The sequence below is a fragment of the Heyndrickxia sp. FW510-T9 genome, assembly GCF_058781025.1.
In genome coordinates, this window is record NZ_JBYSWK010000042.1 from 1 (window position 1) to 26,151 (window position 26,151).

A 26,151-nucleotide genomic window follows, 5' to 3' on the forward strand; every position below is an offset into this window, starting at 1 on the left:
TCCAAAAAGATGTTTGATATAGCTCATATAATTTAAAACATTGACGTTTCGTTCTGTTTAGTTTTCAAAGATCAATTCGATTAACGACTTTAATACTATATCATTTAGTATCTACTTTGTCAATCAATTAAATTCATATTTTAATAATATTTAATCGGTTATTTAAAACCAACGAATCTTATTCTAGCAACTTTTATAAGTTATTGCAATACCTTTTTTGAAAAAAAAACAATCCCGACATTATCATACATGAAGTATGACAGATGAATTTAAATATATTTATAAAGGAGATCATTAAACAATCTCCTTTATACTCATATCTCTTTCTTTCTCTAAATCTATTATTTCACCGCTATCAAGCAGCTTTACCAATGGTCTGGTTAACGCTGTGCTTTTCGTAAACATTATTTCACCCAACTGGTCATTGGATAATTTTACTGTTGTTCCAATAACTAAATTGGTAGAAATTATATTTAATAATACATTAATAACCGCTATATCAAACTGACCAAAACAATCTAAGTTTATAATTTCTATTGCTTCAAACACGGATACTTTTTGATGATATGCTCGATCACTAATAAGCGCATGAAATACATCGGAAACAGAAACAATCCTTGAAAAAGGATAAATCTTATCTCCCTTCACTTTCATTGGGTATCCAGAGCCATCCAACCGTTCATGATGTTGAAATATAGCTAATTTTGCTTCAGGCTTTAGTAATGAATTATTTTGGACCATTTTTAAACTCTGAGCGACATGCTCTTTTACTTCATTCATTTCTTCGCTTACAAGTGAAGATCCTTTATTGATAATATTCATTGAAATCTTCGACATTCCAGCATTTGCTAAGCATCCTGCTAATGCCGCTTGAAAGTACTCACCTTTTGAATAATTCATTTTTTTTGCTATAATTCCGCTTAATATACCTACCGCTATCGAATGATGATAAATATAATCATCTTTATTTGAGTAATGGTGAAGTGTTAGAAGCAATTTATTAGCATCATCATCTATTTTTTCGAGTAAAGGATATAAATATTCTCTAATACCCGCAATATTAATGGTTGCACCTGATTGCCAACTTTTAAAATCTGTTTTATATCTTTGTACTGCCTCATTATATTGTTCTTGAAAGGAAGTTTCATTGTTACTATTTGATTTATCTTCCGTTTGTACAAACTTCTCTATTTTTTCTAGCTTTAAATTTGTTCCATCTGCAAGTTTATTTTCCACATTTACTTCGCTTATTTTAAAGGCTAATAAAACATTTATATGGTTTCTATCTATTATGGTTTTCTTTGGTATAATAGGTGAGCTTGTCATCCCAATTACATCCTCTTCTAGAATGCAACCTTCTCTTAGACTTCCAACCTTTATTTTCATAACCTTCACCCCAATGTTCGTGTCAAAAACTTTTTCTTTTATAATATTTTACCAAAAAAGAGGCATCAAAACGATGCCTCTTTTTAATTATTCATTCGTATTTTCATCTTGCATTTCTTCAGAGTCTGCTAAATCTTCTTCATCTGATTCTTTCTCTACTTTTGCTACTGTTGCAACATACTCATCTTCACCAAGCTTAATTAGCTTTACACCTTGGGTATTTCTGCCGAGTAGCGATATATCATTTACAGCCATTCTAATTAAAATTCCGCCGGCTGTAATAAGCATTAAATCTTCTTCACCAGTCACTGTTTTAACAGCAATAAGTGAACCGTTTTTCTCCGTGATATTACATGTTTTAATTCCTTTTCCACCACGACTTTGAAGACGATATTCAGCCGCAGGGGTACGTTTTCCATATCCATTAATCGTTACGATAAGAACCTCATTGTTTTCATCGAGTATTTCCATTCCAACTACATCATCATTATTAGACAAAGTAATACCTTTAACTCCAGTCGCTGTTCTTCCCATTGATCGAACGTCGGTTTCAGGGAAGCGAATAAGCATTCCATTCTTAGTACCGATAATGATGTCTTTATTTCCATCAGTAAGTTTAACAGAGATTAATTCGTCCTCTTCTCTTAAGTGAATCGAAATTAAACCATTGGTACGAATATTGGCAAAATCTGATAGTGGTGTTCGTTTTGAAACACCTTTTTTCGTTGTAAAGAATAGAAAAGAATCTTCTACAAATTCTTCGACGCGTATAATCGTATTAATCCATTCTTCCTTCTCGATTCCCAGTAAGTTAATAATTGGAAGACCTTTTGCAGTACGACTATATTCAGGAATTTCATAGCCCTTAGCCCTATAAACCTTACCTTTATTGGTAAAAAATAGTATAGTGTCATGTGTGGATGTGGTTAATAGATGTTCAACAAAATCATTTTCATTCGTCCCCATCCCTTGTACACCACGACCGCCTCGTTTTTGGCTGCGATATGTTGAAATTGGTAAACGCTTAATATAGCCATTATGTGTCAACGTAACGACAATGTTTTCTTGCGGAATTAAGTCTTCATCTTCAATTTGTTCAATTCCACCAGAAACAATTTCTGTTCTACGTATATCATTAAATCTCTCTTTAATTTCTAGCAATTCTTCACGAATGATTTGCAATACTTTTTCCTCATCCGCTAAAATAGCCTTTAATTCTGCTATTAATTTAATTAATTCTTGATATTCTTCTTCAATCTTTTCACGTTCTAATCCGGTTAATCGTTGCAGACGCATATCAAGTATAGCCTGGGCTTGCTTTTCAGATAACGAAAACTTCTCCATCAAACCATTTCTAGCAATATCTGTTGTTTGCGAAGAACGAATTAAACTTATAATTTCATCAATATGATCTAAAGCAATTCTTAATCCTTCTAAAATATGGGCACGCGCTTCTGCTTTTCTTAATTCAAATTCAGTTCTGCGACGAATAATAACTTTTTGATGTTCAAGATAATGATATAAACATTGTTTTAAATTTAAGACTTTTGGTTGTCCACTTACAAGTGCTAGCATATTAATTCCAAACGTAGTTTGTAAGGCTGTATGTTTATATAAATTATTTAAGAGAACATTAGCATTTGCATCCCTGCGTACCTCAATTACTACTCGCATACCAGTACGATCTGACTCATCACGCAAATCTGTGATACCATCTATTTTTTTATCACGAACAAGCTCAGCAATTCTTTCAACAAGCTTTGCTTTGTTCACTTGATACGGTATTTCTTTAATAATAATGGTCTCTTTACCATTTGATTTCTGTTCAATTTCAACACGAGCACGAAGAGTTATTGATCCACGACCTGTTTCGTATGCTCTACGGATACCGCTTCTTCCTACAATTAAACCTGAGGTAGGAAAATCTGGTCCGGGTACATACTCCATTAGTTCCTGGATAGTAATGTCTGGTTCTTTACTTAAAGCTAAAACACCATCAATTACTTCTCCAAGCTGATGTGGCGGAATATTTGTCGCCATCCCTACAGCGATTCCCGTTGTTCCGTTTACTAATAGGTTCGGAAATCTTGATGGTAAAACAACAGGTTCTCTCTCTGATCCATCATAGTTATCTTGGTAATCAATTGTATCTTTGTTTATATCGCGAATAAGTTCCATAGAGATTTTGGACATACGTGCTTCCGTATATCGCATAGCTGCAGCTGAATCGCCATCAACAGATCCAAAATTCCCGTGGCCATCGACAAGCATATACCGATAACTAAAGTCTTGGGCCATTCGAACCATCGTTTCGTATACTGCAGAATCCCCATGCGGATGATACTTACCTATAACTTCCCCTACGATACGGGCAGATTTTTTATATGCTTTATCAGAAGTCATTCCTAAATCATTCATTGCATATAGAATTCTGCGGTGTACAGGTTTTAAACCGTCTCGAACGTCTGGTAATGCACGTGACACGATAACACTCATCGCGTAGTCTAGAAAGGAAGTGCGCATTTCGTGACTTATGTTTACTTCTTTAATATTTGAGTTTGGCATATCAGCCATATGAAGAACCTCCTATAAGAGAATCAAGCAACCAGTATTGACTGATTGCTTTTGTAACGCTATTTAGATTAATGAAACTAAATATCCAAGTTTTTAACTTGATGAGCATTTTCTTCAATGAAAAGTCGGCGTGGTTCAACCTTTTCACCCATTAATATTTCAAAGGTTTCATCCGCTTCGATTGCATCTTCCAGGTTAACTTGAAGAAATGTTCTAACTTCAGGATCCATTGTTGTCTCCCAAAGCTGTTCTGCATTCATCTCTCCAAGACCTTTATATCGTTGAATACCCGGTTTCGGTTGTTGTGGTAGTTGCTTTAGCAATTCATCCAGTTGACGATCACTATATACATATTCCACTCGTTTACCTTGTTGAATTTTATATAATGGCGGTTGAGCAATATAAATATAACCCGCTTCGATAAGTTGTCTCATATATCGATAGAAAAATGTTAATAATAAAGTTCGTATATGTGCACCATCAACATCCGCATCAGTCATAATTACGACTTTATGATAACGAGCTTTTGATATGTCAAAATCTTCTCCAATACCTGTACCAAGTGCAGTAATGATCATTCGTATTTCGTTATTGGATAATATTTTGTCTAGACGAGCTTTTTCAACATTAATGACTTTTCCTCGCAATGGTAGAATCGCTTGGAAATGACGATCCCTTCCTTGCTTAGCAGAACCGCCTGCAGAATCTCCCTCTACGATATACAACTCACTTATTTGAGGATCCCGAGAGGAACAGTCAGCAAGCTTTCCAGGTAAGCTTGAAACCTCTAAGGCACTTTTACGACGCGTCAGTTCACGAGCTTTTTTTGCAGCTAAACGAGCACGAGCTGCCATTAAACCCTTTTCTACAATTTTTTTTGCAACTGTAGGATTTTCTAACATGAATTTTTCAAAATGCTCAGAGAAAACAGCATCTGTAATCGTTCTTGCTTCCGAGTTACCAAGCTTTGTTTTCGTTTGACCTTCAAATTGTGGATCCGGATGTTTGATGGAAACAATGGCGGTTAACCCTTCACGAACATCTTCTCCTGATAAATTTGAATCATTTTCTTTAATCAAACCGTTCTTTCTAGCATAATCATTAATAACCCTTGTTAAGGCAGTTTTGAAACCAAATTCATGGGTACCGCCTTCATATGTGTGAATATTATTCGTAAAGGAATAAATATTACCTGTATACCCATCGTTATATTGTAAAGAGACTTCTACAACAATACCTTCTTTTTCTCCTTCAACATAGATTGGTTCTTCATGAAGGACTTCTTTCGTACGATTTAAATGCTCAACATACGATTTAATTCCGCCCTCGTAATGATATTCATTCTTTTTAGGCTCTTCCCTTTGATCTTCAATAGTAATTTTGATTCCTCTATTTAAAAATGCAAGTTCACGAACACGGGTCGCCAATATATCATATTCGTACTCAGTTATTTCTGTAAAAATTTCTGGATCAGGCTTAAAACGGGTGGTAGTTCCGGTGTGATCCGTATCACCGATGACTTTTAAGTCAAAGCAAGGTACCCCGCGTTCATACTTCTGGTAATGGATTTTTCCATCACGATGAACAAATACTTCCATTTCACTTGATAAGGCGTTAACTACCGAAGCACCAACTCCATGTAAACCTCCGGAAACTTTATACCCACCGCCGCCAAATTTACCGCCTGCATGTAGAACAGTATGAATAACCTCAACGGCAGGCCGACCCATTTTTTCATGAATTCCAACCGGAATACCACGACCGTTGTCGATTACTTTGATACTATTATCTTTCTCAATAACGACATCAATTTGATCACAGAAACCAGCTAAAGCCTCGTCAATACTGTTATCCACAATTTCCCAAACAAGGTGATGAAGCCCTTTTGAACTCGTTGATCCAATATACATACCAGGGCGTTTTCTAACTGCTTCTAAGCCCTCTAGAACTTGTATCTGATTCTCATCATATGATTGATTTTGCAATTGTTCTTGTTCCATTGGCAATGAAATTCACCTTCACTTCCTAATAAATAAACTGCTGAAAGATAAATAAAAATTTATTAATTAATCCGCACAAAAATTTAATTTTAAATGGACGAAGACTTTTCTTATTATTTGTTGCTTTTCATTATTAGTTTAAAGTTCTTTCAAGTTTAGTTTCGGGGCATCTATTCTTATTAGGATGCCCCTTCTAAATCTAAAAGAAAATTCACAAGTTTTTCAATTACAATAACAACAATGTTTAATAAAAGAGTCTAGTTGAAAAATAATATAATTTATTTTAAGAAATCTGCTGATTTTCATATTTTGTTCGTTTATTAAGCGTACTCGAGGCTAATGGTGAGAGAAACACTTGTTGACTGGTAATAATAATAGATTTGAATTCACCCTTCGATAAATTGATAATTTCCTTTGTTTTTGTTTGCAAAAAATTTTGTGTAATGGGGGAATCTTGTACCGAATCTTTATCTAGAATAGCAATGATCTCATTGCTCCCAACCATCACATCTTCGCCTATATGAATATACACATTACCACCTCATTTTTCGCGGGAAATATAGCCCTCTTTAACGAAAAAGGTTGATGCTTCTTTTAAAGTTTGATGATCAATCCCCTCTATGCTTGTTGTTGTAACAAACGTTTGGACCTTTCCTTGAATTGTGTTTAACAAATGAGATTGCCTGTAATCATCTAATTCAGAAAGCACATCATCTAAAAGAAGAATAGGATATTCACCAATCTCAGAGTGAATTAGCTCTATTTCAGCCAGTTTTAAAGATAAGGCAGTTGTACGCTGCTGACCTTGCGAGCCAAATGTTTGTACATCGCGGTCGTTTACATAAAAGGTCATGTCGTCCCTGTGAGGCCCAACTAATGTTACACCACGTTCAATCTCTCTATTCTGTATGGAAGAAAATTTTTCCTCATATATCTTTATCATGGTTGACGAATCTAGCTCTTCTGATACATCTAACGAGGGTTTGTAGCTAATTTTCAGCGATTCTAAGCCTCTTGAAATACCCGTATGAATAGGACTTGCCCATTCCTGCAGCATTTTAATAAAGTCAAACCTTTTTATATTAATCTTCACAGCACTTTGAATGAATTGTTCTGTCAGAACATCCAACATCGTTAGGTCTGTTTGTTTTTTTATTTGAAGTTGTTTCAAATAATGGTTTCGCTGCTGTAATATTTTTTGATATTGACCAATATCGTGTAAATAAACAGGGGAAACCTGCCCGATTTCCATATCAATAAAACGCCGCCTTACTTGAGGACTCCCTTTTACAAGATTTAAATCCTCAGGAGCAAACATGACGACATTCATATTTCCTATATATTGACTTAGCTTCCGTTGCTCAATATGATTAAATTTTGCCTTTTTTCCCTTTTTGGAGATAATCAACTCTAACGGAAAAGAACCGCTACCTTTTTTTATCCTCCCATTTATTTTAGCATATTCTTCATTCCAACGTATTAAATCTTTATCATTTGTTGTCCGGTGGGATTTAGCCATTGCTAAAACATAAAGGGACTCCATTACATTCGTTTTCCCTTGAGCATTTTCTCCTAGAATGACATTTACTTTATCTTCAAACTCAATAGAAAGCTTTTCATAATTGCGATAATTGCGTAATTCCAGTTCCTCTATATACATTTCGTAACATCCTTTAACAAGCATAGACTCTGTCTAGCTCCAGGTGAAATTTGTACGTCAATTTCAATAGCGCCTATCGGCTAGCAGATGAATAAGGCGCTTCCGCTTTTCTTATTTAGTAATAATAAACTGTCCAATTCTCGGTATATCCACCTTATCGCCTTCAACCAACTTTTTTCCTCTTCTTTGGTCCTGTATTCCGTTCACATACACCTCATGTTCACTTAAAAACCATTTCGCCATTCCACCGCTTTGAATAACATCGGCTAATTTAAGAAATTGTCCTAATGTAATAAATTCCGTTTCGATTTTTACATTTTTATCCAAATTATTCAACATCCTCATTTTAGTATCTAATATATAATTTTACTAAATATTTTTAATGAATACAAAGTATCTTTAAAGCTATATTCATTAAATCAATAACATAATATTTCATTTTCATGGATACTTTTTTATCCACATGTTAATAACTTCTTTGGAATAGTTTCTCTCAATGTAATACATAGAAAATTCCATATAAGAAAAAAACCGGTGAGCTACAAGTTCACCGATTTTCATTTTAAATTAATACGTTCTAACTGGTAGGATAAGCTGAATGATCGATTCATCGTTAAGAGGATGAATGATAAAAGGACGCATCGCTCCTGTAAAGTTAATTTTTATTTCTAGACCTTCCAGCGCTTTGAGGGCATCCATCATATACTTTGCGCTAAATGAAATTTTCAAATCTTCGCCTTCAATGGAATGACTTTGCACTTGTTCAATTACTTTCCCAACTTCCGGAGTATTAGAGGATATTTCAATGACTCCTGAAGAAAGTGTTGAAAGTTTTACAACATTCGGATTACGGCCTTCTCTTGCTAGTAATGAGGCACGATCGATAGCTTGTAAAAAATCTTTTGTATTAATAATTAGTTCTGTTTTACTTTCATTCGGAATTAATCGAGTGGTATCTGGATAATTCCCTTCTAATAATCGTGAAAAGAATAAAAGATGTTTAGCTTTAAATAATATTTGGTTTTGAGTTATAACAATTTCTACTGGTTCATTTGTGTCATCTAAAATTTTACTTAATTCATTTAAACTTTTCCCTGGAATAACAATATTGTATTGAGCATCACCTGTTGTTTCTACCACAGCACTTCTTTTTGCCAATCGATGACTATCAGTAGCAATACAAGAAAGTTTATTCGTTTCTAGCTGCCAGTTAACACCTGTCAAGATTGGACGAGTTTCTGAAGAAGACACTGCAAAAACGGTTTGACGAATAACATTTTTTAATATATCCGTTGGTATTCTTATAATATTTTCCTCTGATATTTGCGGTAAATGAGGATATTCTTCAGGATCCAAACCATTTAAGTTAAATTCTGCTTTTCCTGAGCGAATAACCGTTTGAAATTGATTTATTACTTCAATTTCGACGGAATCCATTGGTAATTTTTTCACAATTTCTCCGAAAAATTTCGCTTGGAGAACAATTCCACCAGTAGATAATATCTCTACTAATTCATCTCCATCCTCTTCTTTTGGTATAAACGATTCAATAGACACATCTGAATCACTACCTGTAAAGGTTACTCCATCATTTGATGCAACAATTTTTATCCCTGTAAGAATTGGAATGGTTGTTCTTGTACTAATGGCTTTCATTACATCTTGAACGCTTTGGATAAGGCGATCGCGTTGAATGGAAAATTTCATAATTCTGCCCCCGGTTAATATTAATATTTCTTATAAAAAAATCGTAGTAATAGTAGTAGGGGATGTGGATTTGTGGATAACGTAAAAAACTAAAGGAAATAAAGTCTATCCACATGTGGATAGACTGTGAGTATATACGGTTATGTTATTCACAATATCCCCTAAGCATAAAAACTAATTTTTAAGGATACTTTGGATTTCTTCAATTTTTTTCTGTAATTGTCCGTCGTTTTGGACCATTTTTGATATTTTTTCGTGTGCGTGAATCACAGTAGTATGATCGCGGCCACCAAATTCTTCTCCGATTTTAGGCAGCGAAAAATCTGTTAATTCTCTAGCAATATACATTGCAATTTGTCGAGGAAATGCTACAGATTGTGTCCTCTTTTTTGCCTTGAAATCTTCAAGCTTCACATTGTATTGTTCCCCGACCCTTTTTTGAATGTCGAGAATTGTAATAACTTTTGGTTTAGAGCTAGGAATTATATCTCTCAAAGCTTCAGCTGCTAAATCTGCATTAATATCCTTATTTATTAATGATGAATACGCTACAACACGTATTAATGCACCTTCAAGTTCACGGATATTAGAATCAATTTGATTGGCTATATATAGCATTACTTCATTTGGGATATCAAGACCGTCCGCTTTTGCTTTTTTGCGAAGTATGGCAATTCTAGTCTCCAAATCTGGTGGTGTAATATCTGTAATAAGTCCCCATTCAAACCGTGATCTTAAACGATCCTCGAGTGTCGGTATTTCCTTTGGCGGTCTATCACTGGAAATGATAATTTGCTTGCTTTCTTCATGTAATGCATTAAAAGTATGGAAAAATTCCTCTTGTGTTGATTCTTTTCCGGCAAGGAATTGAATATCATCTATTAGTAGAATATCGACATTGCGGTACTTATTTCGAAAAGATTCCGCCTTATTATCACGAATAGAGTTAATAAATTCATTTGTAAATTTTTCTGAAGAAAGATAGACAACCTTTGCAGTTGGATTATGTTCAATTACATAATGGCCAATAGCGTGCATTAAATGGGTTTTTCCTAATCCAACTCCACCATAAATAAAGAAGGGATTATATGCTTTTGCTGGTGCTTCTGCTACAGCTAAAGAGGCAGCATGAGCAAATCGATTTCCGGAACCAATAACAAATGTGTCAAATGTATATTTTGGATTCAGCATATTTTGATTTAATTCTACAGGTTCATCATTAATTAGCTTTTTTTTCGATGACACAGGAATCTGGAAATCCTGATCGTCCTGATTTTGAGGAATGATAAATTTTACAGAAAGCTCTTCACCAACTATGTCTTTTAATACACCAGAAATAAGTTGCACATATCTTCCTTCCAGCCAATCTCTCGCAAAGTCATTTGGAACAGAGACGATAAATGTATCGCCTTTTAGTGAATGAGCCGTTGTAGACTTCAGCCATGTTTCAAAGCTAGGCTTACTGATCTTTTCTTCAATAATCGACAATGCTTTATTCCAAAGATCAGTTATATTTTCCAACACTATACCCTCCCTTAAACAGTGATTTTTGTATTACAAAGCTTGAAAAATGTACCTGCAAGTATATCTACTTTTCTTATTAAGTATAATGTGTAACATTGTTACGTTTTAAATTAATAGATTAATAATTATGCAACAGTATTCATTGTGGAAAAACATATAATAAGGAAAGAAGACTATATTTCGACATTATTCACTATATGTGGACAAGTTTATTCAAGCATTGTATATAAATTATCCACAAGTTATTCACACATGTGGATAAATGTATTTTAAAACTAGATGTATTCAGAGTGAAAACACATTTATCATATCAAATTATAGTTGATGGTGCAATGCCCTTTATAAATTATCCACAACTTCATCCCGTGTGGAAAAAAATAATTAACAAGAAAATAATATGTTCAAAACATGTCAATAATTGTTGTGGATAAGAAAAAATGTCGAAAATTTTATCCACAAATAGATTTTTTTCAAAGTTTATTATAAAATTTTGGTAAGTGGATTCGTTAGTTGACAATTACTCTAGTTCGTCTTTATAATTGAAAGGACTGTATTTTACTGAAATTATTGTTATCCTCGAAGGAGGTGTCATAGGAATGAAAAGAACTTATCAACCAAATACGCGTAAAAGAAGTAAAGTTCACGGATTCCGTGCACGAATGAGCTCGAAAAACGGCCGTAGAGTCTTAGCTAGCCGTCGTCGTAAAGGAAGAAAAGTATTATCAGCATAAACCACTGAAACGTCTCAGTGGTTTTTTTTTAAATTAAAAATGAAAAGCGGAAACGTCTGTCCATCGACGTACTCCTTTCGGGCTTCAACTTAGATGCCCGCATATTGTAAGGAGGAGACTGGCAGTTTGCTAGTCGATAGACGTTGGAGCTAGACAAAAACAAAAGCGGAAGATGTAGTATTCATTTCCCTTTGAAATACAGGTGATGAAAATGAACAAAGCGCATCGTATTAAAAAAAACAATGAGTTTCAATATGTGTTTAATAAAGGTAAATCATTTGCGAATAGGCAGTTTGTTATTTACATATTAAAGAAGGAAAATCAAAAAAACTTCCGAATAGGTTTATCTGTAAGTAAAAAAATTGGCAAGGCAGTAAAACGAGTTGAAATAAAGAGATATATTCGCCAAGCATTTCATGAAATGTACTCATACATAGAAGGTGAATATGATTATGTGATCATCGCTAGGAAACCAGCGGCCGAAATGAATTTCCACGAAGTGAAAAAAAGTTTGGAACATGTATTAAAAATAGCGAAAGTATTAAATAGAGAATATTTTAAGAGAAATAAGGAGGATATGTCGGATTGAAGAAGAAATTATTCCTAGCAGCTTTACTTATCGGATTGATTTCAGTTTTAGCAGGATGTACAGAATTTAATAAAGATATTACTCCGGAGAGTAAGGGGTTATGGAATGAGTATATTGTCTATCCGTTATCCCTGCTTATTATTAAGGTAGCTCATTTATTTGGAAATAGCTTTGGATTATCGATTATTATTGTTACTGTTCTAATTCGTTTAGTTATTTTGCCTTTAATGATTAAGCAAACTAAAAGTTCTAATGCAATGCAAATGCTTCAACCTGAATTACAAGAATTAAAAAAAATATATAGCTCAAAGGATGCTAAAACACAACAAAAGCTTCAGCAAGAAACTATGCAGCTTTATCAAAAACATAAAGTAAACCCATTAGCAGGATGTCTGCCATTAGTTATTCAAATGCCAATTTTATATGGATTTTATCACGCTATTAATCGGACTCCGGATATTAGAGACTCTTCATTTCTTTGGTTTGATCTAGGTGCACACGATTATATTTTAGCAATTTTAGCAGGCGTTACGACATTTATCCAACAAAAAATAATGATGGCCGGTCCGCAAAGCCAGATTCCGCAAATGGCGGTTATGGTGTGGGTAATGCCTATTATGATTATTGTTATAGCATGGAATCTTCCTTCAGCATTACCGCTATATTGGATTGTCGGGAATATTTTCATGATTATTCAAGTTTATTTTAGTAAAGGTCCAGAAAAGAAAAAGGAAGTAGTTACTATTGGAAAATAGGAGGGAGCTAAAAGGTGAAAGAAGTTACTGCTACAGGACAAAGTGTCGAAGAAGCAGTTCAGTCAGCCCTAAGAGAATTAAACACAACAAAAGATCGCATACATGTCCGTGTTATTGATGAAGGTAAAAAAGGATTATTTGGATTATTTGGTTCAAAACCGGCTACTGTTCATGTTCAAATGAAGCCAGATCCGATTGAAGAGGCAAAAAGTTATTTGCTAGACGTAACAAAGGAATTAGGAGTTACCCCAACAGTAGAAGTTATCCGAGATGGTAGATTCGTTGAATTTAAATTATCGGGAGAGAAAATGGGATTACTTATTGGAAAAAGGGGGCAAACATTAAATTCCCTCCAGTATTTAACTCAACTTGTTTCAAATCGTTTTACGAATCATTATTTTACCTTTACTTTAAATGTAGAGGATTATCGCGAAAGAAGGGAACAGGCACTTATACAATTAGCGGATAGATTATCTCACAAAGTGCTACATACTAAAAGTCCAATTAAGTTAGAACCTATGCCTTCATTCGAGAGAAAAATTATTCATAGTCATTTAGCAAATAGTGATCAAATTGAAACATATTCGGAAGGTATAGAACCGAATCGATATCTCGTTTTATCACCAAAATAACAAGCTCTATGCTGTTAGATCAGCATAGGGTTTTTTTATTGGGGAGAAAAAGAAGTTTTTGTCAAAAAAGTTACTTAACCAGTATGGACTCTGTCTAGCTCCAGGTGAAATTTGCACTTCAATTTCAATAGTGCCTATCGGCTAGCGAATTTCTACGCCTTCTCCCTACGATAAGCGGGCATCGACTCGTCCCTCGCCGTGTTTCCTAAATCTTGCGTCGAAGACTACGAAATTCGTACGCCGATGAGCAAGGCACTTCCGCTTTTCGTGTTGTTATTCACATGTGGATAAGTTAAAATAGAAATCATTGAATTCTTTTATTGTGGATAAATGTGAATGCATTCTATTCTTAAAATATAGATGAAAATAATTTATGAAATGAGGTGAAGGTGGATGGAGTTTGATACGATTACGGCAATATCAACTCCTATGGGAGAAGGAGCGATTGCTATTGTTCGGCTAAGTGGAGACGATGCAATAACTATTGCGGATAAAGTTTTTAGAGGCGTTAATGGAAAAAGACTTAAAGATGTTTCTTCTCATACGATCCACTACGGTCACATTATTGATTCGAGAACGAATGAAACTATCGAGGAAGTAATGGTAAGCGTGATGCGAGGCCCGAAAACTTTTACAAGAGAAAATATTGTTGAAATTAATTGTCATGGGGGCCTTGTGTCTGTTAATAGAGTTTTACAATTAATACTATATTCAGGGGCTAGACTCGCAGAACCAGGAGAATTTACAAAAAGAGCCTTTTTAAATGGTCGGATTGATTTATCACAGGCAGAAGCGGTTATTGATTTGATTCGTGCAAAAACAGATCGAGCAATGAATGTAGCGATGGGACAAATGGAAGGTAGACTATCACGCCTCATAAATGGGCTACGTCAAGAAATTTTAGAAGTAGTTGCACATGTAGAGGTCAATATTGACTATCCTGAGTATGATGATGTAGAAGAAATGTCTCACAAAATGTTAAATGAAAAAGCATATTACATTCAGGCAGAGTTAAAAAAACTGCTACAAACATCCGGGCAGGGGAAAATATTGCGAGAAGGGCTATCTACTGTTATCATTGGTAGGCCAAATGTAGGAAAGTCATCCTTATTAAATAGTTTTGTACAAGAAAATAAGGCGATAGTTACAGATATTCCTGGAACAACTCGTGATGTCATTGAGGAATATGTAAATGTGCGCGGTGTTCCGTTGCGTCTAGTAGATACTGCAGGAATTCGTGAAACAGAAGATATTGTGGAACGAATTGGTGTGGAACGATCCAGACAAGTACTGAAAAAAGCTGATTTAATTCTACTTGTATTAAATTATGCGGATGAACTTTCAAAGGAAGATGAGCAGCTTTTTGAGGCAGTTAAAGGTATGGACGTTATTGTTATACTTAATAAAACAGATCTTGAACAAAAAATTAATATGGAAAAGGTTAATGAGTTTGCTGAAAATCATAGGGTTGTTGCGACCTCTTTGCTAGAAGATAAAGGTGTGGACGAACTAGAGGAAGCGATAGCCTCCATGTATTTTCAAGGGTCAATAGAAGCGCAGGATCTTACCTATATTTCAAATAGTCGCCATATTGCGTTGATTAGCCAGGCATTACAAGCAATAGAAGAAGTAATCCATGGAATTGAAATAGGAACGCCAATCGATATTATTCAAATTGATTTAACACGCACATGGGATTTACTTGGAGAAGTAATTGGGGATAGTGTTCAAGAAGGCTTAATCAATCAACTTTTTTCACAATTTTGTTTAGGAAAATAGATAGAAAGGATGTAAGGAGGGAAATCCATTATGCATTATGAAGCAGGACAATTTGATGTAATTGTAGTAGGTGCTGGACATGCAGGCTGTGAAGCAGGTCTAGCAGCTGCAAGAATTGGCGCCGAAACATTAATGATTACCATTAATCTTGATATGGTCGCCTACATGCCGTGTAATCCATCCATTGGCGGACCTGCCAAAGGTGTCGTAGTAAGGGAAATAGATGCACTAGGCGGAGAAATGGGAAAAAATATTGATAAAACCTATATTCAAATGCGTATGTTGAATACAGGGAAAGGACCTGCTGTACAAGCGTTGCGTGCACAGGCCGATAAACATCAATATCAACATGAAATGAAAAGAACGCTAGAAAATGAACCTAACCTAACGTTATTGCAAGGAATGGTAGAACAATTAGTAGTTGAAGAAGGTATATGCAAAGGAGTTATCACGCAAACAGGAGCTATATATCGTTCAAACGCGGTTGTTCTAACTACCGGAACATTCTTACGAGGGGAAATCATTCTTGGTGACTTGAAATACTCTAGTGGTCCTAATAACCAACAGCCATCGATAAAATTATCGGAAAACCTTGATAGCCTTGGATTTGATCTTGTTCGTTTTAAAACAGGAACACCTCCAAGGGTTAATAGCCATACGATTGATTATAGTAAAACAGAGATTCAACCTGGTGACGAGGAACCTAGAGCATTCAGTTATGAAACGACTAAATATATAACAGAGCAATTACCTTGCTGGCTGACGTATACGAATGAACATACACATCAAATTATCGATGCTAACCTGCATCGTTCTCCAATGTTCTCTGGAATGGTAAAAGGTACAGGTGCTCGCTATTGTCCATCCATTGAAGATAAAATTGTTCGTTTTAGCGATAAACCAAGACATCAAATTTTCTTAGAACCAGAAGGACGTAATACAGAAGAAGTATACGTACAGGGTCTTTCAACGAGTTTACCAGAAGAGGTTCAACATAAAATCTTGGCAACCGTTCCAGGGCTTGAAAATGCTCAAATGATGAGAGCGGGTTATGCAATAGAATACGATGCTGTTGTACCATCTCAATTATGGCCAACACTAGAAACAAAAGCAGTTCCAAATCTTTTTACAGCGGGCCAAATTAATGGTACATCTGGCTACGAGGAAGCGGCTGGTCAAGGAATTATGGCAGGGATCAATGCTGCTAGAAATGCATTGGGAAAAGAAGGCATTATTTTAAGCCGTTCAGATGCTTATATTGGGGTGCTATTAGACGATTTAGTTACAAAAGGAACGAACGAACCTTATCGTTTATTAACATCAAGAGCCGAATATCGATTATTGCTTCGTCATGATAATGCTGATTTACGTCTAACGGAAATTGGATATGAAGTTGGTTTAATTTCAGAAGAAAGATATCAAAAATTCTTGGCGAAAAAAGAGGCAATAGAAGAAGAAAAAGAACGCCTTCGCTCGATAATTATCAAACCAAATGAGCAAACACAAAGCCTTATTCGTGAAGTAGGAGGCAGTGAATTAAAGGACGGTATTCGTGCTTCAGACCTATTAAAACGCCCAGAGATGAATTATCAGCATATAAAAACTTTGGTTCCTTCAGAAATAGAATTACCGAAAGAAGTAGAGGAACAGGTAGAAATTCAAATCAAGTACGAAGGTTATATTGAAAAATCATTGCAGCAAGTAGAACGATTGAAAAAGCTGGAGGATAAGAAAATACCGGAAAATATTGATTATGATGATATCAATGGTATTGCTACAGAAGCACGCCAAAAGCTTAACAAAATACGGCCAATCTCCATTGCACAAGCATCCAGAATATCTGGGGTAAACCCATCCGATATTTCAATTCTTTTGGTTTATATCGAACATGGTAAAATTGCAAAGGTAGCAGGAGATAACGAATAAGGAATGATTCATAAATGAATGTGGAGCAATTTGTCGGGAAGCTAGAGGAAAAGGGGATTTCCCTTTCCTCTAATCAAATACAACAATTTGAACGATATTTTGAGTTATTAGTGGAATGGAACGAAAAAATGAATTTAACGGCTATTACAGAAAAGGAAGATGTGTATTTAAAACATTTTTTCGACTCTATTTCTGCTGCCTTTTTTGTCAATTTAAATCAGCCCATTCATCTATGTGACGTAGGTGCAGGCGCTGGTTTTCCAAGCATTCCGTTAAAAATTTGTTTTCCAGAGATTAAGGTTTCCATTGTAGATTCATTGCAAAAGAGAATAACCTTTCTAGACAATTTAGCAAAAGAACTTAATCTCAAGGAAACTTTTTTCTATCATGATAGGGCAGAAACCTTTGCAAAAAATAAGGATCATCGTGAAAAGTACGATATAGTTACCGCACGAGCTGTTGCAAGAATGTCCGTCCTAAGTGAATTATGTCTCCCTTTAGTCAAAAAAGGAGGGTCTTTTGTAGCCATGAAAGCTGCAAATGCAAAGGATGAATTAGAGGTAGCACAAAAGGCAATTAATATTCTTGGTGGAAAATTACATGAAGTACATTCTTTCATATTGCCATTTGAGGAAAGTGAACGAAGTATTATCGTTATAAAAAAAGAAAAAGCGACACCGACAAAATATCCGCGAAAACCAGGGACACCTAATAAACTTCCCTTGGAGTAGCAATATAGGTCTACATAAGTTCGTAATTTCGTTTTATGTAGGAAAAACTCGAAAAATATCCCACGAAAATGCAGGAACTTGTCTTATAATAGAGAATAAGTAGGTAGGGAGTTTCTTAAAGGTGGTGGAGGAAAATGAAGCATCCTTTTTCTCGTTTTTTTGGTGTAGGTGAAAAGGAAGAAGAAGAGATTGAGATAGAATTTGAAACGGAATTGGAAAATGATAAAGAGGAAGTTCGCAAAATACCTATCTCAAATATTGTTCCTAATCGATACCAGCCAAGGACGATTTTTAACGAGGAAAAAATTCAAGAATTAGCACGTACGATTCATACTCACGGCATTATACAGCCAATAGTAGTACGTGAATATAAGCCTCAGCATTTTGAAATTATTGCTGGTGAACGAAGATTCAGAGCAATACAATTGCTTGACTGGGAGACTGTTCCAGCAATAATAAAAAATTTAAATGATACTGAAACAGCTTCCGTTGCATTAATTGAAAATTTACAACGTGAGGAGCTTTCACCGATTGAAGAAGCGATAGCGTATGGAAAGCTTTTAGATCTACATAACTTAACACAAGAAGCATTGGCACAAAGACTTGGCAAGGGGCAATCAACCGTTGCGAATAAGCTTCGTCTACTAAAGCTTCCTCAGGAAATACAAGATGCACTATTACAGAAATTAATTACAGAGAGACATGCAAGAGCACTTATTCCTTTAAAAGATCCAGAAATGCAAATACGAATATTAAACGATATAATAGCCAAAAACCTTAATGTAAAACAAACTGAGGAATATGTTGTTAGGCTTCTAAACAAAACAGAGAAAAAACCAAAGCCAAGAAGACAAGCCTTTAGTAAAGATATGAGAATCGCTGTAAATACTATTCGTCAGTCACTTTCAATGGTGACAGATAACGGAATAAAGCTTGATTCTGAAGAAGAAGAATTTGATGAATTTTATCAAATAACGATACGAATACCAAAAGGCAATAAATAATAATTATTTACTTTAGTAGAGGCTTAAGGAGTTAAGTTTCTCTTTTTTTTTGTTACAAATAATACAGTTTTAACATTTTTGTGAGTTATGATTCCCCTGAGGAGCATTTTTACTAGAGTAAAACCAGCGATCAAAAGGGGGATCGCCAACTTACATGATATTACTTATTCCTTATAGGTTTTCTCAATTTCTATATACAAAAACGTATAAAAAATAGCCTTAAAATAGAAAAATATGAAACTGGAAATATATTTTTTTCATTAAAAACTAACTATTAGAGAAAATTTTGTTAAAATAGATTATATGATTGTAATTTAATAGGAAGTTGAAGGTAGGTGACATCCGTTGGGCAAAATTATTTCCATTGCCAACCAAAAAGGTGGCGTTGGTAAGACGACTACCTCTGTCAACCTAGGTGCCTGCTTAGCACATATCGGAAAAAAAGTATTGCTTGTTGATACAGATCCACAAGGCAATGCTACGAGTGGTGCAGGGATTGATAAGGGTGATGTCCAGCAATGTATTTATGATGTTCTTGTAGACGATGTTGATATAAAACAAGTGGTGAAGCCAACACAGGTGGAAGGGCTTTTTTCTGTTCCTGCAACTATTCAATTAGCCGGTGCAGAAATTGAATTAGTTCCAACTATTTCAAGGGAAGTCCGCTTAAAACGAGCTTTAGCAGAGGTAAAGAATGATTATGATTTCATCATTATTGATTGCCCTCCATCATTAGGTTTATTAACCATAAATGCTTTGACAGCCTCTGATACTGTTTTAATTCCTGTTCAATGTGAATATTACGCATTAGAAGGCTTAAGTCAGCTTTTAAGTACGGTCCGTCTTGTACAAAAACATTTAAATCACGAACTCATGATTGAAGGCGTGCTTCTGACAATGTTAGATGCTAGAACCAATTTAGGACTTCAAGTGATCGAGGAAGTTAAAAAATATTTTCAAGATAAAGTTTATCGAACAATCGTCCCACGCAATATTCGATTAAGTGAAGCACCGAGCCATGGTGAACCCATTATTGTGTACGATCCTAAATCAAGGGGAGCAGAAGTCTACTTAGATTTAGCAAAGGAAGTGGCGATGAATGGCTAAAGGACTTGGAAAAGGAATAAATGCATTATTTGCGAATGTTAATGTTGAGAATGATGATGCGGTTCAAGAAGTTAAACTAAAAGAGCTTCGGCCAAACCCATATCAACCTCGAAAAATCTTTCAACAGGAAGCTATTGAAGAGTTAAAGGATTCCATTCTACAACATGGTATATTACAGCCAATCATAGTCCGAAAGAGCTTAAAAGGTTATGAAATAGTAGTAGGTGAAAGACGTTATCGTGCCGCAAAAGAAGCAAAACTAGATAAAGTTCCAGTTGTCATACGTGAGCTTGATGAGCAGCAAATGATGGAGCTCGCTGTACTTGAGAATTTACAGCGAGAGGATTTAACTCCTATAGAAGAAGCAAATGCGTATCAAACACTGTTGGAGCGACTAAATTTAACACAAGAGCAATTAGCAAAACGTCTCGGAAAAAGTAGACCTCATATTGCCAACCATTTAAGATTGCTAGTACTTCCTAAACGGATACAAGATTTAATTTCAAATGGCGATATTTCTATGGGCCATGGTCGTGCTTTACTCGGATTAAAGAAAAAGGATAAGCTTCAGGCAATAGTTGAAGAAGTAATAAGAAATGGATTAAATGTTCGCCAATTAGAGAAATTAGTACAGCAGTTGAATGAAAATGTTTCACGTGAAACAAAGAAACCGAAAATAGAGAAAAACATTTACATTAAAGAACAAGAAACTGTTCTAAGGGAAAGATTTGGGACGAATGTTATTATTAAACAGTCCAAGAAAAAGGGGAAAATTGAAATAGAATTTTTTTCCCAAGATGATCTACAAAGAATTATTGAGTTATTAGACAACTCAGATGAAAAAGAAACCATCTATTGATGGTTTCTTTCTATATTAGAAGAAGGTGAAGTTATTGGTATTATTGGGGACTATCGTTAATGGGGTTTGCATTATTATTGGATCGTTAGTCGGAAAGTTACTACATATGGTTCCTGAAAAGGTAAAAGGAACTGTTATGCATGCTATAGGATTGGCAGTAATGGTATTAGGATTACAAATGGGATTCAAAAGTGGAAATTTTTTAATTGTTATTCTTAGTCTTGTTTTCGGTGCGGTTATAGGGGAACTACTAGCGCTTGAGGAAAAGTTAAACCAATTAGGGAAATGGCTGGAAAACAAAATAGGTCCAAGCAACCAAGGGAGTATTGCTGAGGGCTTTGTAAATGCAACCTTAATTTTTGTAATTGGCGCAATGGCTATTATCGGTGCATTGGACAGTGGAATTCGTGGAAATCATTATGTGTTATATACAAAGTCAATTATTGATGGTTTTACTGCACTTATTCTTACGACCACATTAGGAATTGGTGTCATATTTTCAGTCATCCCAGTTGTTCTGTACGAGGGAATCATTGCTCTTTTTGCCACCCAGATAGATCATTTTGTGCCGAAGGAAATAATGGATTCATTTATTAAAGAAATGACTGCAACCGGCGGAATTATGATTTGTGCAATTGGCTTAAACATTATGGGTATTACCAAAATTCGCGTTGCCAATTTATTGCCGGGGATAGTTATGGTAGCAGTAATAATCACGTTTATGCATTATTCTAAATTATTATTTTAAAGGGGAGGATTGCTCCCCGATAGAATTTATTGATTTTTTAATGGAAGCCAATGTAAAACATCCTGTATTGTCTTATCCCAATATCCCCACTCATGGTCACCAGGTCCGAAATTGGTGGTTATATCATAGTTCATTTTATTACAATATTCATTAAAACGAACATTATCTTCGTATAGAAAGTCCTCTGTACCACAAGATTGATATAATAATGGTTTATGATTTTGTCCGTTTACATTTTTTATTAATGAAAATAAATCATTCTCGGTTCCGGAAATATCCTCAGACCCGAAGATTAATGGAAATATTCCATCGTTAGGGGGTGTGCTTTTAATTCTGTTCACGATATCTGTTGCACCTGATAAACTTGCTGCAGCACAAATTTTATCTGGATGATTCAACGCCCATTTGAATGCTCCGTATCCCCCCATAGAAAGTCCTGCAACAAAATTATCCTCTCTTGCCTCTGATAAGGGGAAAAAGGACCTTGCTATAGATGGAAGTTCCTCGGTTAAAAATGTCCAATATTTATTCCCGTACTTCATATTAGTGTAATAACTATGATGGACTTGAGGCATCACTACAGCTAAACCAAGTCCCGCAACATATCTCTCTATCGAAGTCATTCTTGTCCAAATGGTATCATCGTCACTTAACCCATGAAGCAAGTAAAGTGTTTGATTCTTTTCTCTCCGTATTCCAACTTGTGTAGTTTTTTGTTGCGGCAAAATAACAGTCATCGAAGTGCTTAAATTTAATACTTCTGAATAAAACTGACAATGAATGAGGGCCACCTAAATCCACCTTTCCTAAGAAAATTGTGTTATAAATTATTTTCGTATTTTTATAGTACACTTTCTTTTTATATTTTTCGAAAAAAAAAGAAGAGGGATTATATTAGATAACCCATCTTCTATATGAACATAATTAAAATTAGTTTATGAAAAATCAAATAGTGTTTTCTTGATTTTTACTCCAATTTAGCTTTAATAAGGAATGCTGATATCGATAAGAAAGCCCTGCACGATAAATTCCGTCTGCAATCGTTTTAGCCATGTTTAATACTAAATGTAAGCGGGTATTTTGTAATACAAAAAACTCCATGAACCCACTCATGTTTACAATTCCGGTAATATGCATATTTCCGACAAAAGGTAATTCCTTTTTTACACCTGCACCAGGTTTTACGGGGCCATCACCGATTTGAATCATACCGATGCTTTTTAATTTTCCTAAACAAGCATCAATCCCAATAATAAAAGGATGGTCATATGTATTATTAATCGTCTGGAGTTTTTCCTCTAAATTAACAGCATGAATAGGATCTTCAAGGGTTCCATATATATGAAAAGGAGATTTTCCCTTTTCTTTCAAAAATGTTCCGATAAGGGGGCCTAAAGAATCACCGGTTGAACGATCAGTTCCAATACAAACAATAATTATCGGTACATCTATATCGTCTGGAAGCATGGATAATAAATGTCTGGCAACCGTTCCTTTGGCATTAATATCATCATATGGAATTTTTAATTCCTCTATTTTTCGATCAAAAAGTCCGTTCCCAATATTCATACTGTCCACCCCTTATTAATGGTAGGCTGTTTTCGAACAGATTATTGCTTTTCGGAAAAATTCTAAGTCTAAAAATTGATTGGTGACGTACTCTTTTCCCGATACATAAAGACTTAAATTCAAACAGAGCGATAAATTTAAGTCGTAAAAATCCAAATACCGATTTTTACATGATTTTTAAAACAACAATGTTACGAAAAGAGCCTAATGGTATTAACAGTATACGGAGGAAAGTATTTTTCTATACATAGAGTAAGGAAAATATGAAAGAATAATATGTTTCAGTTAATGAGTCGCTTCAATACAAAAAAGATGGGAATACTGTTAAAATAATAATACTCTTTAGTATTATGGGAGGTTTGTGAGTTTGAATTATTTAAAAGGAATATTTAATAGTGCTGTACAAAAATGGTTCAGTCAAGATATTTGGATCCATATAGGAGAAACTGTTCTAAAAATTTTCATCGTTCTTGTCATTGCATCAATTGTCATTAGGATTGGCAAAGCAGCCATTCGAAATATTTTTAAAGTCCGTTCAAAATCACCGCTTCGCATTTCTGAGAGAAGAGAAAATACATTACTGAAATTACTAGAAAACATCTTAACATATGTCGTTTATTTTATAGCACTTATTACTATCCTTTCCTTACTCACTATTGATGTAAAAGGATTACTAGCAGGAGCCGGAATTGTTGGACTGGCAATTGGTTTTGGAGCACAAAGTCTCGTTCGTGATATTATTTCTGGATTCTTTATTATTTTTGAAGACCAATTTTCTGTTGGAGATTATGTGGGAATAGGGAATAACCTTGGAACAGTCGAAGAAATCGGTCTTCGCATAACGAAGATTAAAAGCTGGACAGGGGAATTGCATATTATCCCTAATGGGAGAATTACAGAGGTAACAAACTATTCTATTCATAATAGTGTTGCAGTAATTGATATAAATATCCCTTATGATGGGAATGTTGAAAAGGCAGAAAGAGTCATAGAGGATTTATTGCCGAAGATGCCAATTAAGTATGAGGAAATTGTTGCTTTACCGCAAATGCTAGGTGTTCAACAATTGGGTACATCCGATATAATGTTAAGAGTTATTGCGGAAACTTTGCCAATGAATCATTGGCATATTGCACGAATGCTTCGCAAGGAAATAATAATGGTGTTAGATGCTAACGGAATCAAAGCACCTTTTCCAAAACTTGTTATGTATTCTCGTAATGAAGATGCTGACCTTCAAAATTATCAGGGTCGTAGGGGGGAATAGGGTATGGAGACAAAAGAATTTGGGATGAATGATATTGTTGAAATGAAGAAGCAGCACCCGTGCGGAACAAACCGTTGGAAAATCATTCGGATGGGAATGGATATCCGGATAAAATGTGAAGGTTGCGGCCATAGTGTAATGATCCCTCGTAAAGAATTCTCTAAGAAAATGAAGAAGGTTTTAGTAAAGCATGAAGAATGATTCATGCTTTTTATTATTTGGCAAGGCGCTTGCGCTTTTCTTGTATTATCCATATAATTGTGAAAGGTTTATTTTACGTAATGCTAAATTGAATTTTATCGAATAAATAGATTTTTAGAGGAGTGACCAAGTATGGCGCTTACAGCCGGTATTGTAGGGTTACCGAATGTCGGAAAGTCCACATTATTTAATGCTATAACAAAGGCGGGAGCTGAATCTGCAAACTATCCATTTTGTACAATAGATCCTAATGTTGGTATAGTTGAAGTTCCAGATGAACGTTTAAATAAATTAACAGAACTTGTTCAACCAAAGAAAACAGTTCCTACTGCATTTGAGTTTACTGATATTGCAGGCATTGTAAAAGGTGCCAGCAAAGGGGAAGGACTAGGAAATAAGTTTCTTTCTCACATTCGCCAAGTAGATGCAATTTGTCACGTAGTTCGTTGTTTTGCGGATGGCAATATCACTCATGTTTCGGGAAAAGTTGATCCGATTGACGATATTACAACGATTAATCTTGAATTGATCCTTGCCGACCTTGAATCAGTTGAAAAACGGATTGGTAGAGTAGAGAAGCTTGCGAAACAAAAGGACAAGGATGCAGTAGCGGAATATGAAGTATTAGCAAAACTGAAAGAAGCTTTTGAAGCTGATAAACCAGCACGCTCGGTAGAATTTACGGAAGAACAATTCAAGCTTGTAAAAGGGTTGCATTTATTAACAAGTAAACCTGTTTTATATGTAGCTAACGTTGGGGAGGATGAAGTAGCTGATCCATCCAACAATGAGTATGTTCAAAAGGTAAGGGATTTTGCCAAAAATGAAAATGCTGAGGTTATTGTTATTTGTGCGAAGATTGAAGAAGAAATAGCCGAACTAGAAGATGATGAAAAGGCTATGTTTTTATCAGAGCTAGGTATCAAAGAATCGGGTCTTGATCAACTTATTAAAGCGGCATATAGCTTGCTTGGACTAGCTACTTATTTTACTGCTGGGGTTCAAGAAGTTCGGGCATGGACATTCAGAAAAGGTATGAAAGCTCCTCAATGTGCGGGAATCATTCATACTGACTTTGAAAAAGGATTTATTCGTGCTGAAACAGTATCATATGATGATTTAATGACGGCTGGTTCTATGACTGCTGCGAAAGAAGCGGGAAAAGTTCGTTTAGAAGGAAAAGAATATTTCGTTAAAGACGGAGATGTTATGCATTTTAGATTTAATGTTTAATGGTGGTGCAACTTGCACTACCTTTTTTTAATGAAAAAATTTTCAGAAAAACGTTTACAAGAACGTGTGTTTGTATTAAAATTAAAACAAGTAGTAAAGGCTTGTTTGTAGAGGAAGAATGAAATGGGAACAATCATTGCAATTAGGTGGTTGTTATGGTATACTTTGT

The 26,151-nt window shown here is 35.1% G+C and carries 24 protein-coding genes; 14 read left to right on the forward strand and 10 right to left on the reverse strand.

What is annotated here, in order from left to right; translation table 11 throughout:
- Positions 1-294: 294 nt before the first annotated feature.
- The 8 genes from AC3WJF_RS17620 to dnaA form a co-directional block, all read right to left on the reverse strand.
- Positions 295-1,386, reverse strand: coding sequence for an HD-GYP domain-containing protein (locus AC3WJF_RS17620; protein ID WP_492454523.1), 1,092 nt, complete (start codon positions 1,384-1,386; stop codon positions 295-297).
- A gap of 87 nt (positions 1,387-1,473) precedes the next feature.
- Complete coding sequence (gene gyrA / locus AC3WJF_RS17625; RefSeq protein WP_492454525.1) at positions 1,474-3,960, reverse strand: DNA gyrase subunit A; 2,487 nt, start codon at positions 3,958-3,960, stop codon at positions 1,474-1,476.
- Between the two features lie 77 nt (positions 3,961-4,037).
- On the reverse strand, positions 4,038-5,960 hold the full coding sequence (gene gyrB / locus AC3WJF_RS17630; protein ID WP_492454580.1) for a DNA topoisomerase (ATP-hydrolyzing) subunit B: 1,923 nt from the start codon (positions 5,958-5,960) through the stop codon (positions 4,038-4,040).
- Between the two features lie 283 nt (positions 5,961-6,243).
- Complete coding sequence (remB, locus tag AC3WJF_RS17635; protein ID WP_492454527.1) at positions 6,244-6,492, reverse strand: extracellular matrix regulator RemB; 249 nt, start codon at positions 6,490-6,492, stop codon at positions 6,244-6,246.
- Between the two features lie 9 nt (positions 6,493-6,501).
- Positions 6,502-7,620 carry a DNA replication/repair protein RecF gene (recF, locus tag AC3WJF_RS17640; RefSeq protein WP_492454529.1) on the reverse strand — a complete coding sequence of 373 codons (1,119 nt, stop codon included), beginning with the start codon at positions 7,618-7,620 and terminating at the stop codon, positions 6,502-6,504.
- 111 nt (positions 7,621-7,731) lie between these two features.
- A complete protein-coding gene (gene yaaA, locus AC3WJF_RS17645; protein WP_492454531.1) occupies positions 7,732-7,959 on the reverse strand; it encodes a S4 domain-containing protein YaaA in 228 nt (75 codons plus the stop codon).
- A 228-nt stretch (positions 7,960-8,187) separates the two neighbouring features.
- Positions 8,188-9,327, reverse strand: a complete 1,140-nt coding sequence (gene dnaN, locus AC3WJF_RS17650) for a DNA polymerase III subunit beta (protein WP_492454533.1) — start codon at positions 9,325-9,327, stop codon at positions 8,188-8,190.
- Between the two features lie 174 nt (positions 9,328-9,501).
- A complete protein-coding gene (gene dnaA / locus AC3WJF_RS17655; RefSeq protein WP_492454535.1) occupies positions 9,502-10,848 on the reverse strand; it encodes a chromosomal replication initiator protein DnaA in 1,347 nt (448 codons plus the stop codon).
- A 599-nt stretch (positions 10,849-11,447) separates the two neighbouring features.
- Between dnaA and rpmH the strand changes: the two genes are divergently transcribed.
- The 11 genes from rpmH to AC3WJF_RS17710 all read left to right on the forward strand — a co-directional run bounded on the left by rpmH (position 11,448) and on the right by AC3WJF_RS17710 (position 21,712).
- Positions 11,448-11,582: a 50S ribosomal protein L34 gene (gene rpmH / locus AC3WJF_RS17660; protein ID WP_427405584.1), complete on the forward strand. Its 135-nt coding sequence runs from the start codon at positions 11,448-11,450 to the stop codon at positions 11,580-11,582.
- Between the two features lie 211 nt (positions 11,583-11,793).
- Positions 11,794-12,171 (forward strand): ribonuclease P protein component, encoded by a 378-nt coding sequence (rnpA, locus tag AC3WJF_RS17665; RefSeq protein ID WP_492454537.1) that lies wholly within the window; start codon positions 11,794-11,796, stop codon positions 12,169-12,171.
- Complete coding sequence (gene spoIIIJ / locus AC3WJF_RS17670) at positions 12,168-12,926, forward strand: YidC family membrane integrase SpoIIIJ (RefSeq protein ID WP_492454539.1); 759 nt, start codon at positions 12,168-12,170, stop codon at positions 12,924-12,926. Before rnpA ends, spoIIIJ begins: the two co-directional genes overlap by 4 nt.
- Before the next feature lie 14 nt (positions 12,927-12,940).
- Positions 12,941-13,558, forward strand: a complete 618-nt coding sequence (gene jag / locus AC3WJF_RS17675) for an RNA-binding cell elongation regulator Jag/EloR (RefSeq protein WP_492454541.1) — start codon at positions 12,941-12,943, stop codon at positions 13,556-13,558.
- A gap of 393 nt (positions 13,559-13,951) precedes the next feature.
- Positions 13,952-15,337, forward strand: a complete 1,386-nt coding sequence (mnmE, locus tag AC3WJF_RS17680; RefSeq protein WP_492454543.1) for a tRNA uridine-5-carboxymethylaminomethyl(34) synthesis GTPase MnmE — start codon at positions 13,952-13,954, stop codon at positions 15,335-15,337.
- Positions 15,338-15,367: 30 nt separating this feature from the next.
- Entirely contained in the window at positions 15,368-17,263 is a 1,896-nt protein-coding gene (mnmG, locus tag AC3WJF_RS17685) for a tRNA uridine-5-carboxymethylaminomethyl(34) synthesis enzyme MnmG (protein ID WP_492454545.1), read from the forward strand.
- A 14-nt stretch (positions 17,264-17,277) separates the two neighbouring features.
- Complete coding sequence (gene rsmG / locus AC3WJF_RS17690; RefSeq protein WP_492454547.1) at positions 17,278-17,994, forward strand: 16S rRNA (guanine(527)-N(7))-methyltransferase RsmG; 717 nt, start codon at positions 17,278-17,280, stop codon at positions 17,992-17,994.
- A 134-nt stretch (positions 17,995-18,128) separates the two neighbouring features.
- Entirely contained in the window at positions 18,129-18,998 is an 870-nt protein-coding gene (gene noc, locus AC3WJF_RS17695; protein WP_492454549.1) for a nucleoid occlusion protein, read from the forward strand.
- A gap of 345 nt (positions 18,999-19,343) precedes the next feature.
- Positions 19,344-20,105 carry a ParA family protein gene (locus AC3WJF_RS17700; RefSeq protein WP_492454551.1) on the forward strand — a complete coding sequence of 254 codons (762 nt, stop codon included), beginning with the start codon at positions 19,344-19,346 and terminating at the stop codon, positions 20,103-20,105.
- Positions 20,098-20,964, forward strand: a complete 867-nt coding sequence (locus AC3WJF_RS17705; protein ID WP_492454552.1) for a ParB/RepB/Spo0J family partition protein — start codon at positions 20,098-20,100, stop codon at positions 20,962-20,964. Before AC3WJF_RS17700 ends, AC3WJF_RS17705 begins: the two co-directional genes overlap by 8 nt.
- A gap of 34 nt (positions 20,965-20,998) precedes the next feature.
- On the forward strand, positions 20,999-21,712 hold the full coding sequence (locus AC3WJF_RS17710) for a DUF554 domain-containing protein (protein ID WP_492454554.1): 714 nt from the start codon (positions 20,999-21,001) through the stop codon (positions 21,710-21,712).
- 26 nt (positions 21,713-21,738) lie between these two features.
- Here AC3WJF_RS17710 and AC3WJF_RS17715 read toward each other — a convergent pair whose 3' ends face one another.
- Positions 21,739-22,503: an alpha/beta hydrolase gene (locus AC3WJF_RS17715; RefSeq protein ID WP_492454556.1), complete on the reverse strand. Its 765-nt coding sequence runs from the start codon at positions 22,501-22,503 to the stop codon at positions 21,739-21,741.
- A gap of 154 nt (positions 22,504-22,657) precedes the next feature.
- Entirely contained in the window at positions 22,658-23,281 is a 624-nt protein-coding gene (yyaC, locus tag AC3WJF_RS17720; RefSeq protein WP_492454558.1) for a spore protease YyaC, read from the reverse strand.
- Between the two features lie 367 nt (positions 23,282-23,648).
- On the opposite strand from yyaC, the gene AC3WJF_RS17725 reads away from it, so the two are divergent.
- The 3 genes from AC3WJF_RS17725 to ychF all read left to right on the forward strand — a co-directional run bounded on the left by AC3WJF_RS17725 (position 23,649) and on the right by ychF (position 25,982).
- The gene (locus tag AC3WJF_RS17725) at positions 23,649-24,548 is read left to right on the forward strand and encodes a mechanosensitive ion channel family protein (RefSeq protein WP_492454560.1); all 900 of its coding nucleotides are present in this window, start codon (positions 23,649-23,651) and stop codon (positions 24,546-24,548) included.
- A gap of 3 nt (positions 24,549-24,551) precedes the next feature.
- Positions 24,552-24,749 carry a DUF951 domain-containing protein gene (locus AC3WJF_RS17730; RefSeq protein WP_492454562.1) on the forward strand — a complete coding sequence of 66 codons (198 nt, stop codon included), beginning with the start codon at positions 24,552-24,554 and terminating at the stop codon, positions 24,747-24,749.
- A gap of 132 nt (positions 24,750-24,881) precedes the next feature.
- Positions 24,882-25,982: a redox-regulated ATPase YchF gene (gene ychF, locus AC3WJF_RS17735; RefSeq protein ID WP_492454564.1), complete on the forward strand. Its 1,101-nt coding sequence runs from the start codon at positions 24,882-24,884 to the stop codon at positions 25,980-25,982.
- The last annotated feature ends 169 nt before the right edge of the window (positions 25,983-26,151 follow it).

Excerpts from the sequence above, each read along its gene's own strand:
- AC3WJF_RS17620 (WP_492454523.1), bottom strand. The coding sequence starts at position 1,386 with ATGAAAATAAAGGTTGGAAGTCTAAGAGAAGGTTGCATTCTAGAAGAG.
- gyrA (WP_492454525.1), bottom strand. The coding sequence starts at position 3,960 with ATGGCTGATATGCCAAACTCAAATATTAAAGAAGTAAACATAAGTCAC.
- gyrB (WP_492454580.1), bottom strand. The coding sequence starts at position 5,960 with ATGGAACAAGAACAATTGCAAAATCAATCATATGATGAGAATCAGATA.
- recF (WP_492454529.1), bottom strand. The coding sequence starts at position 7,620 with ATGTATATAGAGGAACTGGAATTACGCAATTATCGCAATTATGAAAAG.
- yaaA (WP_492454531.1), bottom strand. The coding sequence starts at position 7,959 with ATGTTGAATAATTTGGATAAAAATGTAAAAATCGAAACGGAATTTATT.
- dnaN (WP_492454533.1), bottom strand. The coding sequence starts at position 9,327 with ATGAAATTTTCCATTCAACGCGATCGCCTTATCCAAAGCGTTCAAGAT.
- rpmH (WP_427405584.1), top strand. The coding sequence starts at position 11,448 with ATGAAAAGAACTTATCAACCAAATACGCGTAAAAGAAGTAAAGTTCAC.
- rnpA (WP_492454537.1), top strand. The coding sequence starts at position 11,794 with ATGAACAAAGCGCATCGTATTAAAAAAAACAATGAGTTTCAATATGTG.
- mnmE (WP_492454543.1), top strand. The coding sequence starts at position 13,952 with ATGGAGTTTGATACGATTACGGCAATATCAACTCCTATGGGAGAAGGA.
- mnmG (WP_492454545.1), top strand. The coding sequence starts at position 15,368 with ATGCATTATGAAGCAGGACAATTTGATGTAATTGTAGTAGGTGCTGGA.
- rsmG (WP_492454547.1), top strand. The coding sequence starts at position 17,278 with ATGAATGTGGAGCAATTTGTCGGGAAGCTAGAGGAAAAGGGGATTTCC.
- noc (WP_492454549.1), top strand. The coding sequence starts at position 18,129 with ATGAAGCATCCTTTTTCTCGTTTTTTTGGTGTAGGTGAAAAGGAAGAA.
- AC3WJF_RS17705 (WP_492454552.1), top strand. The coding sequence starts at position 20,098 with ATGGCTAAAGGACTTGGAAAAGGAATAAATGCATTATTTGCGAATGTT.
- yyaC (WP_492454558.1), bottom strand. The coding sequence starts at position 23,281 with ATGAATATTGGGAACGGACTTTTTGATCGAAAAATAGAGGAATTAAAA.
- AC3WJF_RS17730 (WP_492454562.1), top strand. The coding sequence starts at position 24,552 with ATGGAGACAAAAGAATTTGGGATGAATGATATTGTTGAAATGAAGAAG.
- ychF (WP_492454564.1), top strand. The coding sequence starts at position 24,882 with ATGGCGCTTACAGCCGGTATTGTAGGGTTACCGAATGTCGGAAAGTCC.